The 12,519-nt window shown below is 56.3% G+C and carries 17 protein-coding genes; 13 read left to right on the top strand and 4 right to left on the bottom strand.

Annotated features, from left to right (window positions below):
• Positions 1 to 6: 6 nt before the first annotated feature.
• The 3 genes from gshB to ruvX all read left to right on the top strand — a co-directional run bounded on the left by gshB (position 7) and on the right by ruvX (position 2,005).
• Positions 7 to 954 (top strand): glutathione synthase, encoded by a 948-nt coding sequence (gene gshB, locus HP459_RS05700; RefSeq protein ID WP_003860032.1) that lies wholly within the window; start codon positions 7 to 9, stop codon positions 952 to 954.
• Between the two features lie 74 nt (positions 955 to 1,028).
• Positions 1,029 to 1,589, top strand: coding sequence for a YqgE/AlgH family protein (locus HP459_RS05695; RefSeq protein WP_022649353.1), 561 nt, complete (start codon positions 1,029 to 1,031; stop codon positions 1,587 to 1,589).
• Positions 1,589 to 2,005: a Holliday junction resolvase RuvX gene (gene ruvX / locus HP459_RS05690; RefSeq protein WP_006811925.1), complete on the top strand. Its 417-nt coding sequence runs from the start codon at positions 1,589 to 1,591 to the stop codon at positions 2,003 to 2,005. Before HP459_RS05695 ends, ruvX begins: the two co-directional genes overlap by 1 nt.
• Before the next feature lie 10 nt (positions 2,006 to 2,015).
• Here the strand turns inward: ruvX and HP459_RS05685 are convergent, their stop codons facing one another.
• Positions 2,016 to 2,996 (bottom strand): type IV pilus twitching motility protein PilT, encoded by a 981-nt coding sequence (locus HP459_RS05685; RefSeq protein ID WP_108367930.1) that lies wholly within the window; start codon positions 2,994 to 2,996, stop codon positions 2,016 to 2,018.
• Positions 2,997 to 3,013: 17 nt separating this feature from the next.
• Between HP459_RS05685 and HP459_RS05680 the strand changes: the two genes are divergently transcribed.
• The 6 genes from HP459_RS05680 to HP459_RS05655 are packed head-to-tail and all read left to right on the top strand — an operon-like array spanning position 3,014 to position 6,729.
• Positions 3,014 to 3,715 (top strand): YggS family pyridoxal phosphate-dependent enzyme, encoded by a 702-nt coding sequence (locus HP459_RS05680; protein WP_023298569.1) that lies wholly within the window; start codon positions 3,014 to 3,016, stop codon positions 3,713 to 3,715.
• Positions 3,716 to 3,736: 21 nt separating this feature from the next.
• Entirely contained in the window at positions 3,737 to 4,303 is a 567-nt protein-coding gene (locus HP459_RS05675; RefSeq protein WP_003860024.1) for a YggT family protein, read from the top strand.
• A complete protein-coding gene (gene yggU, locus HP459_RS05670) occupies positions 4,300 to 4,596 on the top strand; it encodes a DUF167 family protein YggU (RefSeq protein WP_022649356.1) in 297 nt (98 codons plus the stop codon). The genes HP459_RS05675 and yggU overlap by 4 nt, the downstream gene beginning before the upstream one ends.
• Before the next feature lie 3 nt (positions 4,597 to 4,599).
• On the top strand, positions 4,600 to 5,193 hold the full coding sequence (locus tag HP459_RS05665) for an XTP/dITP diphosphatase (RefSeq protein ID WP_022649357.1): 594 nt from the start codon (positions 4,600 to 4,602) through the stop codon (positions 5,191 to 5,193).
• A complete protein-coding gene (gene hemW, locus HP459_RS05660; RefSeq protein WP_171936011.1) occupies positions 5,186 to 6,334 on the top strand; it encodes a radical SAM family heme chaperone HemW in 1,149 nt (382 codons plus the stop codon). Before HP459_RS05665 ends, hemW begins: the two co-directional genes overlap by 8 nt.
• A 56-nt stretch (positions 6,335 to 6,390) precedes the next feature.
• Positions 6,391 to 6,729, top strand: a complete 339-nt coding sequence (locus tag HP459_RS05655; protein ID WP_023298571.1) for an endonuclease domain-containing protein — start codon at positions 6,391 to 6,393, stop codon at positions 6,727 to 6,729.
• 83 nt (positions 6,730 to 6,812) lie between these two features.
• On the opposite strand, the gene HP459_RS05650 is transcribed toward HP459_RS05655, so the two are convergent.
• From HP459_RS05650 to trmB, 3 genes are read right to left on the bottom strand one after another with little or no spacing between them, the layout of a single operon-like run.
• A complete protein-coding gene (locus HP459_RS05650; protein ID WP_022649360.1) occupies positions 6,813 to 7,529 on the bottom strand; it encodes a DUF2884 domain-containing protein in 717 nt (238 codons plus the stop codon).
• 57 nt (positions 7,530 to 7,586) lie between these two features.
• Complete coding sequence (locus HP459_RS05645) at positions 7,587 to 7,913, bottom strand: YggL family protein (protein WP_003862421.1); 327 nt, start codon at positions 7,911 to 7,913, stop codon at positions 7,587 to 7,589.
• Complete coding sequence (trmB, locus tag HP459_RS05640) at positions 7,913 to 8,632, bottom strand: tRNA (guanosine(46)-N7)-methyltransferase TrmB (protein ID WP_022649361.1); 720 nt, start codon at positions 8,630 to 8,632, stop codon at positions 7,913 to 7,915. The genes HP459_RS05645 and trmB overlap by 1 nt, the downstream gene beginning before the upstream one ends.
• Before the next feature lie 144 nt (positions 8,633 to 8,776).
• Here trmB and mutY point away from each other — a divergent pair, with 144 nt between their 5' ends.
• The 4 genes from mutY to HP459_RS05620 all read left to right on the top strand — a co-directional run.
• Positions 8,777 to 9,829, top strand: coding sequence for an A/G-specific adenine glycosylase (gene mutY, locus HP459_RS05635; RefSeq protein ID WP_171936010.1), 1,053 nt, complete (start codon positions 8,777 to 8,779; stop codon positions 9,827 to 9,829).
• Between the two features lie 26 nt (positions 9,830 to 9,855).
• Complete coding sequence (locus HP459_RS05630; RefSeq protein ID WP_003862425.1) at positions 9,856 to 10,128, top strand: oxidative damage protection protein; 273 nt, start codon at positions 9,856 to 9,858, stop codon at positions 10,126 to 10,128.
• A 124-nt stretch (positions 10,129 to 10,252) separates the two neighbouring features.
• A complete protein-coding gene (gene mltC / locus HP459_RS05625) occupies positions 10,253 to 11,329 on the top strand; it encodes a membrane-bound lytic murein transglycosylase MltC (RefSeq protein ID WP_032621902.1) in 1,077 nt (358 codons plus the stop codon).
• 292 nt (positions 11,330 to 11,621) lie between these two features.
• Positions 11,622 to 12,519, top strand: an 898-nt coding sequence (locus HP459_RS05620; protein WP_171936009.1) for a nucleoside permease, incomplete at its 3' end; no start/stop codon positions are given.

Genomic DNA, 12,519 nt, shown 5'->3' with positions numbered 1-12,519 from the left:
AAGAACATGATTAAGCTCGGCATCGTGATGGACCCCATCGCAAACATTAACATTAAGAAAGATTCCAGCTTCGCTATGCTGCTGGAAGCGCAGCGTCGCGGCTATGAACTCCACTATATGGAGATGAACGATCTGTACCTGATCAACGGTGAAGCCCGCGCACGTACCCGCATCGTTAACGTCGAGCAGAACTACGAAAAATGGTACGAATTCGGCACCGAGCAGGATATTGCCCTGGCCGACCTTAACGTCATCCTGATGCGTAAAGATCCGCCGTTCGACACCGAATACATTTACTCCACCTATATCCTTGAGCGTGCCGAAGAGAAAGGCACGCTGATCGTCAACAAGCCGCAGAGCCTGCGCGACTGCAACGAGAAGCTCTATACCGCATGGTTCTCTGACCTGACGCCGGAAACGCTGGTCACCCGCAGCAAAACGCAGCTGAAAGAATTCTGGCAGAAGCACGGCGACATCATCATGAAGCCGCTGGACGGCATGGGCGGCGCATCGATCTTCCGCGTGAAAGAGGGCGACCCGAACATTGGCGTGATTGCCGAAACGCTGACCGAGCTGGGGACCCGCTACTGCATGGCGCAAAACTATCTGCCGGCCATTAAAGACGGTGACAAGCGTGTGCTGGTTGTAGACGGCGAGCCGGTGCCTTACTGCCTGGCGCGTATCCCGCAGGGTGGTGAAACCCGTGGCAACCTGGCGGCCGGAGGTCGTGGCGAACCGCGTCCGTTAAGCGAAAGCGACTGGGAAATTGCCCGCCGCGTCGGCCCTACGCTGAAAGCCAAAGGCCTGATCTTCGTTGGCCTCGATATTATCGGCGATCGTCTGACCGAAGTGAACGTCACCAGCCCGACCTGCATTCGTGAGATCGAAGCGGAATTCCCGATCTCGATCACCGGAATGCTGATGGACGCTATCGAAAAACGTTTACAGAAATAACCTGTGACAGCGCCTGTGTTTATCCCCATACTGGGCGCTGTCGCTTTTTAAACCAGGAAACAGTACCTCTGACAATGAATTTACAGCATCACTTTCTTATTGCCATGCCTGCTCTCCAGGATCCGATTTTCCGCCGCGCCGTGGTCTATATTTGCGAATACAACGAAGACGGCGCAATGGGGATTATCATCAATAAGCCGCTGGAAAACCTTCAGGTCGAAGGCATTCTGGACAAGCTGAAAATCCCTGCTGAAGCGCGGCTGCCGGAAATCCGTCTTGATAAACCGGTGATGCTCGGCGGACCGCTTGCAGAAGATCGTGGCTTTATCCTGCATACCCCGCCGGTTTTCTCGTCCAGCATTCGTATCTCCGATAACACCGTCGTCACCACCTCTCGCGATGTGCTCGAAACACTGGGCACGGCAAATCAGCCTTCTGAGGTGCTGGTTGCGCTCGGCTACGCTTCCTGGGAAAAAGGGCAGCTGGAACAAGAAATTCTGGACAACGCCTGGCTGACGGCCCCTGCGGATATGAATATCCTGTTTAAAACCCCTATCGCCGATCGCTGGCGTGACGCGGCAAAACTGATTGGCATTGATATTCTAACCATGCCTGGCGTTGCGGGGCACGCGTAATGAGCGGCACCCTTCTCGCCTTTGACTTCGGCACCAAAAGCATCGGCGTCGCTGTGGGTCAACGGATCACCGGCACCGCCCGCCCGCTCACAGCGCTGAAAGCTAACGACGGCACGCCGGACTGGAACCTTATTGAGCGCTTGCTCAAAGAGTGGCAGCCGGACGACGTGATTGTCGGTCTGCCGCTGAACATGGACGGCACCGAGCAACCGCTAACCGCCCGCGCACGCAAGTTCGCGAACAAAATTCATGGCCGCTTTGGTGTCTCCGTTAAGCTGCACGATGAACGTTTGAGCACCGTCGAGGCACGCGCTGGCCTGTTCGAGCACGGTGGCTTCCGGGCGTTGAACAAAGGCAGCGTGGATTCAGCTTCAGCCGTCATTATCCTCGAAAGCTATTTCGAACAGGGTTACTGAGCGCCGGGGCCTACAGCCGCCCCTGCGCCCGTCGCTCCGCCAGACTCTGCTCAAAGTTCTGCATCCCCGCCTGCTGCCCCGTTTGAATAATGCCCGGCAGTTGCCAGGTTTTACCTTCGCGGATCAGGTTTGCCGCCGCCGACGTATTCACCAGTAGCTCATACAGCGCCACGCGCCCGCCCTGGACATCCTGACGCAGCTTCTGCGCCAGTACCGCACGCAGGCTTCCCGCCAGCTGATTACGAACCGGATCTTTCTCCTGCGCCGGGAAGGTATCGACCAGGCGCTCGATCGCCTGCGCCGCGCCGCGCGTGTGCAGCGTGGCCAACACCAGATGGCCAGTCTCAGCCGCCGTCAGCGCCAGGCGTATCGTCTCGCTGTCGCGCAGCTCACCAAGCAGAATCACATCCGGATCTTCACGCAGCGCACTGCGCAGGGCCTCGGCAAAGGACGGGCTATGCTGGCCTATCTCCCGCTGCCGGATGAGGCAACGTTCACTCTGGTACATAAACTCCACCGGATCTTCCAGGGTCAGAATGTGCCCGTCCGTATGGTGATTGAGAAAATCGACCATCGCGGCCAGGGTGGTCGATTTCCCGCTGCCGGTGGCGCCGGTGACCAGAATCAGGCCATTGTCATTGGACAAAAGCTCCGGGATCGCGCGCGGCACGCCTAACGCAGAGAGCTGCGGACACGTTAGCGGCAACAGGCGTAGCGCGATCGAAACGCCGTGCATATGCTTAAACGCACTGCCGCGCAGCCGCTGACCGCCTGTGAGGCTAACGGCAAAATCTACCTGCCCGTTTGCCCACCAGGCACCCTGCTGCTCGTCGTTGAGCCACGCTTTTAATAACGCCTCCACATCGGGGGGCGGAAACGGCGCAGGTTCAAGACGGCCTGACCTGCGCCAGCGCGGTGGTGAATCACTGCACAGGTGTAGATCGGAGACGTTATGCTTTACACTAAGGGCCACAATTTCTTCCACATCCATAGACAACTCCTCGGAAAATGAACGACATTGCGCATAACCTGGCACAGGTCCGGGACAAAATCTCAGCCGCGGCAACGCGTTGCGGCCGTGCTTCAGAAGAAATTACGTTGCTTGCAGTCAGCAAAACCAAGCCTGCGAGCGCCATCGCAGAAGCGATAGCCGCCGGTCATCGTGCCTTTGGTGAAAACTATGTGCAGGAAGGCGTAGATAAGATTCGCGCTTTCCGGGAGCGGGGAAATACAGACCTGCAGTGGCACTTTATCGGTCCGCTACAGTCGAACAAAAGCCGTCTGGTAGCAGAGCACTTCGACTGGTGTCACACCATCGATCGTCTGCGTATCGCTACCCGTTTGAGCGACCAGCGCCCTATGGAGATGCCAGCGCTTAACGTGCTGATTCAAATCAACATCAGTGATGAAAACAGCAAGTCCGGCATTACGCTGAGCGAACTGGATGCGCTGGCGGCGGACGTGGCGGCGCTGCCGCGCTTAACCCTGCGCGGACTGATGGCCATTCCGGCACCAGAGTCAAGTTATGAAAGGCAGTTTGCCGTAGCACAGCAAATGGCTGTAGCATTTGAGGCGCTTAAAGCGCGCTATGACACGGTAGACACGCTTTCTCTGGGCATGTCGGACGATATGGAAGCCGCCATCGCGGCAGGCAGCACCATGGTGCGCATCGGCACAGCAATTTTCGGTGCGCGCGATTACACCCAATAATAAGGAAACCTGAGGAACGCCATGAAGACGTTGACTTTCCTGCTTTCAACGGTCATTGAACTGTATACGATGGCGCTGCTACTGCGCGTCTGGATGCAGTGGGCCCGTTGTGATTTTTACAATCCATTCTCACAATTTATCGTGAAAATCACGCAGCCCATTGTGGGGCCGCTTCGCCGCATCATTCCGGCAATGGGGCCGATTGACAGTTCATCTCTGCTGATGGCGTTTATTCTGAGCGTTATCAAAGCGATCGTGCTGTTTATGGTCATCACTTTCCAGCCGATTATCTGGATTTCAGCCGTTCTGATCCTGGTTAAAACCGTCGGCTCGCTGATCTTCTGGGTCCTGCTGGTGATGGCGATTATGAGCTGGGTAAGCCGGGGCCGTAGCCCGGTGGAGTACGCGTTGATTCAGCTGACTGAACCATTGCTGCGTCCGATCCGTAGCCTGCTGCCTGCGATGGGCGGAATCGACTTCTCCCCGATGCTTCTCGTTTTGCTGCTGTACGTGCTGAATATGGGTATCGCGGAACTGTTACAGGCGACGGGTAATATGCTGCTGCCGGGGCTGTGGATGGCGTTATGAGTGCAGTTAGCCCCTGCGCCGACGGGCTGGTTTTACGGCTGTACATTCAGCCGAAAGCCAGCCGCGACAGCATTGTTGGGCTGCATGGCGACGAGCTAAAAGTCGCCATCACTGCCCCGCCCGTTGACGGCCAGGCGAATGCGCATCTGACCAAATATCTGGCAAAACAGTTTCGCGTCGCTAAAAGCCAGGTCATCATTGAGAAAGGTGAACTTGGCCGGCATAAACAGGTAAAAATCCTTAACCCGCAATCTATCCCGACGGAAGTCGCGGCTCTGACAAAACAGGACTAAACCATGCAGAAAGTTGTTCTCGCCACCGGTAATGCCGGTAAAGTGCGCGAGCTGGCCTCGCTATTACATGATTTTGGGCTGGACGTGGTGGCTCAGACCGAGCTGGGCGTGGACTCCGCCGAAGAGACCGGCCTGACGTTTATCGAAAACGCCATTCTGAAAGCGCGCCATGCGGCGCAGATCACCGGGCTGCCCGCGATTGCCGATGACTCCGGTCTGGCCGTGGATTTTCTGGGCGGTGCGCCGGGGATTTACTCCGCCCGCTATTCCGGGGTGGACGCCACCGACCAGCAGAACCTGGAAAAGCTGCTTGTGGCCCTGAACGACGTCCCTGACGAACAGCGTACCGCGCAATTCCACTGCGTGCTGGTCTACATGCGTCACGCGGAAGATCCCACGCCGATTGTCTGTCACGGCAGCTGGCCGGGCGTGATCACCCGTGAAGCGGCGGGCAACGGCGGCTTTGGTTACGACCCGATTTTCTTTGTCCCGACCGAGGGCAAAACCGCTGCGGAACTCACCCGCGAAGAGAAAAGCGCGATCTCCCACCGTGGACGCGCCCTGAAACTGTTACTGGAAGCACTGCGTAATGGCTAATTTGCCGCCTCTGAGTCTTTATATTCACATCCCATGGTGCGTGCAGAAATGCCCGTACTGCGATTTCAACTCGCACGCGCTGAAGGGCGAAGTGCCGCACGATGATTACGTCGCGCATCTGCTGGCCGATCTGGATGCCGATGTACCGTACGCACAGGGACGTGAAGTGAAGACCATTTTTATTGGTGGCGGTACGCCGAGCCTGCTTTCAGGCCCGGCGATGCAGACGCTGCTGGACGGTGTGCGCGCACGCCTGAACCTGGCAGCGGATGCTGAAATTACGATGGAAGCCAACCCGGGCACCGTTGAGGCCGACCGTTTTGTCGAGTATCAGCGCGCGGGCGTGAGCCGTATCTCCATCGGCGTGCAGAGCTTTAGCGAGCCAAAGCTGAAGCGCCTGGGGCGCATTCATGGCCCGGAAGAGGCAAAGCGCGCGGCGAACCTGGCAACGGGGCTTGGGCTGCGCAGTTTTAACCTCGATTTGATGCACGGCCTGCCGGATCAGTCGCTGGAAGAAGCGCTGGACGATTTGCGTCAGGCAATTGAACTGAACCCGCCGCATCTGTCGTGGTATCAGTTGACCATTGAACCGAACACCCTGTTTGGTTCCCGTCCTCCAGTGCTGCCGGACGATGACGCGCTGTGGGATATCTTCGAGCAGGGCCACCAGCTTTTGACCGCGGCGGGGTATCAGCAATACGAAACCTCGGCGTATGCGAAGCCGGGCTATCAGTGTCAGCACAACCTGAACTACTGGCGCTTTGGTGATTATCTGGGGATTGGCTGCGGGGCACACGGCAAAGTGACCTTCCCGGACGGGCGCATTCTGCGCACTGCAAAAACGCGTCATCCGCGCGGGTTTATGGAAGGCCGCTACCTGGAGCGTCAGCATGACGTCGAGGCGGTGGATAAGCCGTTTGAGTTCTTTATGAACCGCTTCCGTCTGCTGGAAGCCGCACCGCGCGCGGAGTTTGCGCTCTACACCGGGTTGTCAGAGTCGGTGATTCGTCCGCAGATTGACGAGGCGTTGGCGCAGGGATATCTGACCGAGTGTAATGAGTACTGGCAGATCACCGAGCACGGTAAGCTGTTCCTAAACTCCCTTCTTGAGCTGTTCCTCGCTGAAAATCCTGAAGGCTGATTCAGGATGTTACATCCCGTTCTGCTGGTTGAGGGAAAGGCTGGCAGAGTGTGGGGATGGAAAAATCAAAACAACTCCGCAAACAAATGACACCCGAAGAATTACGCCTCTGGTATCTGCTCAGAGGTCGCCGCTTCTTTGGGTATAAGTTTCGCCGACAGATGCCGGTTGGGCCGTACATCGTGGATTTTGCCTGCTTTAAGGCGAAACTGATTGTTGAGCTGGACGGGGGGCAACATCAGGATAAAGAGGCCTATGACTCTCGTCGCACCGAGTTTTTGAATGCGAACGGCTGGGAAGTCGTACGGTTCTGGAATCATGAATTCAGGGCTAATGAGGAGGAGATGCTGATGGCTATTCTGCAACGATTGCAATGCCTGATGCCCTCACCCTAACCCTCTCCCACAGGGAGAGGGAACTGGTTACTCCCTCTCCCCTGGGGAGAGGGCCGGGGTGAGGGGCCCTACGCGCAGAGGCGTTACTTCAGCGTCCCCACCAGCGCCTTCCGGCTGTCTTCCAGGGACACCACGCGTTTACACACGTCTTTGCCGAACTGCTGGAAATCGGCTTCCTGATTCTTCCACTCGTTCTGAATCGAGGTTTGCAGTCCGCCCAGGCTACCCAGTACACCCTGCAACGGATTACCGCCGCCTTTCAGCACCGCTTTGGCGCCCATCTCGTTGATGCTGTCCTGGAGAATGCCGCCCATCGCCTGGTTCACCAGCTGCTGACCGTCGGCTCGCACCTGATCGATCGCCTTATAGTGGAACGTCAGGCCATCAGAGCGCGTCTCAATAATGCGGTTCATCTGTTCTTTCAGCTGTTTATCCAGCTTCGTCAGGCGGGTGCGCATATTGCTGCTCTCCCCCACCTCTTTGGTGATGATTTTATCCAGCGCCACGCGGCCCTTCTCAACGCGGGTCAGCGCGCCATCGTTTATCCATGGCAGCGCGGTACGCAACTCGGCCTGGTAGTCCATCGCCTGCTCGCGCTGGGCGGCCGTCAGGTTTTGCTGTTTGCCGTTAAACGTCACGTTGCCATCCGGCGTGATCACCAGATTGCCATTCTCGCCTTTAACCTGCACGGTTTGCGGGCTTAATACCACGTCGTCACGCGGGGTGACGCTACATTTATACTCCGCATGGGCGGTGGTTCCGATTGCCAGTAAAGCAACCGCCAGCAACGTTTTACGCATCTTCAACACTCCCTCAGACAAAATGGGCCAGCTAATGCTGGCCCCGTTCTTGCTTTATTAGTCCCACCAAACGTCGAAAAGTTCGCTGACGCGGACATCTTCCAGTTTGTGGTCTTCAAGCCATTTGCGTACCAGCGCCTGATGTTCTTCGGTGCATTTCCCCACTTCCTGGGTGCAAATCAGACCTTCCCACGCCAGATAGCCGCTACCGTCGAAGGCCAGCTTGTTGGGTTCGATCACCTCGTTGATGAACGCATCAACGTCCTGATCGATCTGCTCAACGCTGGTGCCTTCCGGGAAACGCCAGGCAACGGAGAAACCCACTTCCTGGAATTCTTCGATGTGCATCTTTTTACGCAGACGACGGCTACGATTCTTTGCCATTATTTCACCCTCTCGAACATTAAGTCCCATACGCCGTGACCAAGACGATGGCCACGCTGTTCAAATTTTGTCACCGGACGTGAATCCGGACGCGGTACGTAGTCGTTGCTTTCAGACTGGTTTTTATACCCGTCCAGCGACGACATCACTTCCAGCATGTGTTCCGCATAAGGTTCCCAGTCGGTCGCCATGTGGAAGACGCCGCCCAGCTTAAGCTTACTTTTCACCAGCTCGGCAAACGGCGCCTGAACGATACGGCGTTTATTATGACGCGCTTTGTGCCACGGGTCAGGGAAAAAGAGCTGAACCATGTTCAAAGAATTGTCAGGAATCATTTTATGCAGCACTTCCACCGCGTCGTGACACATAACGCGCAGGTTCTCAACGCCCTCTTCGTGGGCCGTTGCCAGACACGCACCGACGCCTGGCGAGTGCACTTCAATACCGAGGAAGTTCTGCTCCGGTCGCGCTTTCGCCATAGTGACCAGCGAGGTGCCCATGCCAAAACCGATCTCCAGCGTCACTGGCGCATCGCGGCCAAACAGCTCGGTAAAGTCGAGCGGCTGCTCGCTGAACTCAACGCCCATCACCGGCCAGTAGTTGTCCAGCGCGTGTTGCTGCCCTTTTGTCAGGCGGCCCTGACGGCGGACAAAGCTGCGAATACGGCGCAGCGGGCGACCGTTTTCATCAAATTCCGGTGAAATGACGTCGTTTTTCATAAAAGAGTTGTCTGCTTGTGAGAGTGTACGGGAAACGGGCATTATCCAAAGTTAAGGCTTCTATGCAAGCATGGGAAAGATCCGGTTTACAGCAGATTGACGCTGTGCTGCAATCTGCCTCCCTGATTAAGCGAATCGATGACCATGCAAGCCTCTCAATTTTCAGCCCAGGTGCTGGACTGGTACGACAAATACGGGCGTAAAACCCTGCCCTGGCAAATTGAAAAAACGCCTTACAAAGTATGGCTCTCCGAGGTGATGTTGCAACAAACGCAGGTCGCGACGGTCATTCCTTACTTCGAGCGTTTTATGGCGCGCTTCCCGACAATCACCGATCTGGCCAACGCGCCGTTAGACGAGGTATTGCACCTGTGGACAGGCCTCGGCTATTACGCCCGCGCGCGCAACCTGCACAAAGCCGCACAGCAGGTCGCCACCCGCCACAACGGTAAATTCCCGGAGACCTTTGACGAGGTTGCGGATTTGCCCGGCGTCGGGCGTTCAACCGCAGGCGCAATCCTTTCCCTGTCTTTAGGCAAGCATTTCCCTATTCTCGACGGCAACGTCAAGCGCGTGCTGGCACGCTGCTACGCCGTAGAAGGCTGGCCGGGCAAGAAAGAGGTTGAGAAGCGCCTGTGGGAGATCAGTGAAGCGGTCACTCCGGCGAAAGGGGTGGAGCGTTTTAACCAGGCGATGATGGATCTGGGCGCGATGGTCTGCACCCGTTCAAAACCGAAGTGCGAACTCTGCCCGGTAAATAACCTCTGCGTGGCCTATGCGAACCACTCCTGGGCGCAGTATCCGGGGAAAAAACCGAAGCAGACGCTGCCTGAACGCACCGGGTACATGCTGCTGATGCAGCATGGCGACGAGGTGTTTCTCGCCCAGCGCCCGCCGAGTGGCCTGTGGGGTGGTCTATACTGCTTCCCACAGTTTGAGGATGAAGCTTCGCTTCGGGCATGGCTTGAACAGCGCGGCATTGCGGCCGATACCCTGACGCAACTCAACGCGTTCCGTCATACCTTCAGCCATTTCCATCTGGATATTGTGCCTATGTGGCTTCCCGTGTCCTCATTCACCTCCTGCATGGATGAAGGCACCGCTCTCTGGTATAACTTAGCGCAACCGCCATCAGTCGGGCTGGCGGCTCCCGTGGAGCGCCTGTTACAGCAATTACGTGTCGGTGAAATGGTTTAGCATCGGCAAGACAAAGAGGAATGAGTATGGCCAGAACCATTTTTTGTACTTTCCTGCAGCGCGACGCTGAAGGCCAGGATTTCCAGCTCTACCCGGGCGACCTGGGTAAACGCATTTACAACGAGATCTCCAAAGAAGCCTGGGGACAGTGGCAGAAAAAACAGACCATGCTGATCAACGAGAAAAAGCTCAGCATGATGAACCCGGAACACCGCAAGCTGCTGGAGCAGGAGATGGTGAACTTCCTGTTCGAGGGTAAAGACGTCCACATCGAAGGCTATACGCCACCGGAAAAATAATACTCTGCGGCTGCTGCCCGGCGGCGCTGCGCTTGCACGGGCCTACGGTTATGTAGGCCGGGTAAGCGCAGCGCCACCCGGCAACAGCAACCTCAAAGCAAACACAACACGCACTCCCGGAATGATGAAAAAACTATTAGCGCTAGCACTTGTTGCGCCGTTGCTTGTGTCTTGTTCTTCCAAAAAGGGCGATAGCTATAACGAAGCCTGGGTTAAGGACACCAACGGTTTTGACATTTTGATGGGGCAGTTTGCCCATAACATCGAGAACATATGGGGATTTAACGAAGTTCTTATTGCCGGACCGAAGGACTACGTTAAGTATACCGACGCCTATCAGACCCGTAGCCACATCAACTTCGATGACGGTACGATTACGATTGAAACCATCGCGGGGACTGAACCTGCGGCGCATTTACGTCAGGCCATCATCAAAACCCTGCTGATGGGCGACGATCCGGGCTCTATCGATCTCTACTCTGATGCCGATGACATCACTATCTCCAAAGAGCCATTCCTGTATGGGCAGGTCGTTGACCAGACCGGTCAGCCGATTCGCTGGGAAGGTCGCGCGACGAACTTCGCAGACTATTTGCTGCAAACGCGCCTGAAAAGCCGCACCAATGGCCTGAAGGTGATCTATAGCGTTACGATAAACCTGGTGCCGAACCACCTCGACAAGCGTGCGCATAAGTATCTGGGCATGGTGCGTCAGGCGTCGCGTAAGTATGGCGTGGATGAGTCGCTGATCCTGGCGATTATGCAGACCGAATCCTCGTTCAACCCGTATGCGGTGAGCCGTTCCGACGCGCTGGGGCTGATGCAGGTTGTGCAGCACAGCGCCGGTAAAGACGTGTTCCGCGCGCAGGGGAAATCCGGTACGCCGAGCCGCAGCTACCTGTTCGATCCGCAAAGCAACATTGATACCGGCACGGCCTATCTGGCGATGCTGAACAATGTCTATCTCGGCGGGATCGATAACCCGACTTCACGTCGCTATGCGGTGATCACCGCCTACAACGGCGGTGCGGGCAGCGTCCTGCGCGTCTTCTCGAACGATAAAGTTCAGGCCGCGAACATCATCAACAGCATGGCGCCGGGGGACGTGTACTCCACGCTGACCACTCGCCACCCGTCTGCGGAATCCCGCCGCTATCTGTATAAGGTGAATACGGCGCAGAAGAACTACCGTCGCCGCTAGAAACCAACACCACCCCTCACCCTGCCCTCTCCCCAAAGGGGAGAGGGTGTTCAAGTTCCCTCTCCCCTTTGGGGAGAGGGTTAGGGTGAGGGGGCATCAGACCGCACCCATCTCATCCCACCCATACAAAAATGCTATTTGCATCACAATCCAAACTGCAAATTAATGTGGATTGCATTTTTTTGCGGGAGGTAACAAAACATATCGTTGCCAACTGATAGAATTGCATCAAATAACAACCCTGAATGTTCCTATAACAACATATCTCCCGCTCACTTGTGAGGAAAGTAACATGAACCTTAAGCTGCAGCTTAAAATCTTGTCGTTTCTGCAGTTCTGCCTGTGGGGTAGCTGGCTGACTACACTCGGCTCCTATATGTTTGTGACGCTCAAGTTCGATGGTGCGTCAATCGGTGCCGTCTACAGCTCGCTGGGTATTGCGGCTGTTTTCATGCCAACGCTGCTCGGTATCGTGGCAGATAAATGGTTAAGTGCGAAATGGCTGTATATGCTTTGCCATCTGGTGGGTGCGGGGACGCTGTTTATGGCGGCCGAAGTGACCACGCCGGGGGCGATGTTTATGGTGATCCTGCTTAACTCGCTGGCGTATATGCCAACGCTTGGCCTGATCAACACCATCTCCTACTACCGCCTGAAATCTGCCGGTCTGGATATCGTCACCGACTTCCCGCCAATCCGTATCTGGGGCACCATCGGCTTTATCATGGCAATGTGGGGCGTGAGCTTCGCGGGCTTCGAGCTGAGCCACATGCAGCTGTATATTGGTGCCGCGCTCTCCGTGCTGCTGGCGCTGTTCACCCTGACGCTGCCCACCATTCCGGTTTCTAACCAGCAGAAAAACCAGAGCTGGAGCACCATGCTTGGCCTGGACGCCTTCGCCCTGTTCAAAAACAAGCGCATGGCGATCTTCTTTATTTTCTCCATGCTGCTGGGCGCGGAACTGCAAATCACCAACATGTTCGGTAATACCTTCCTGCACAGCTTCGATAACGATCCGCTGTTTGCCGGGAGCTTTATCGTTGAACACGCGTCGGTGATGATGTCCATCTCGCAGATCTCTGAGACGCTGTTCATCCTGACCATCCCGTTCTTCCTGAGCCGCTACGGCATCAAGAACGTCATGCTGATCAGTATCGCTGCCTGGATGTTGCGCTTCGGTCTGTTCGCCT

It is taken from the genome of Enterobacter sp. CM29, from assembly GCF_013179605.1.
GTDB lineage: Bacteria > Pseudomonadota > Gammaproteobacteria > Enterobacterales > Enterobacteriaceae > Enterobacter > Enterobacter intestinihominis.
The sequence above is the reverse complement of the archived record's forward strand: the minus strand, read 5'-3'. Positions and strand labels throughout refer to the sequence as shown.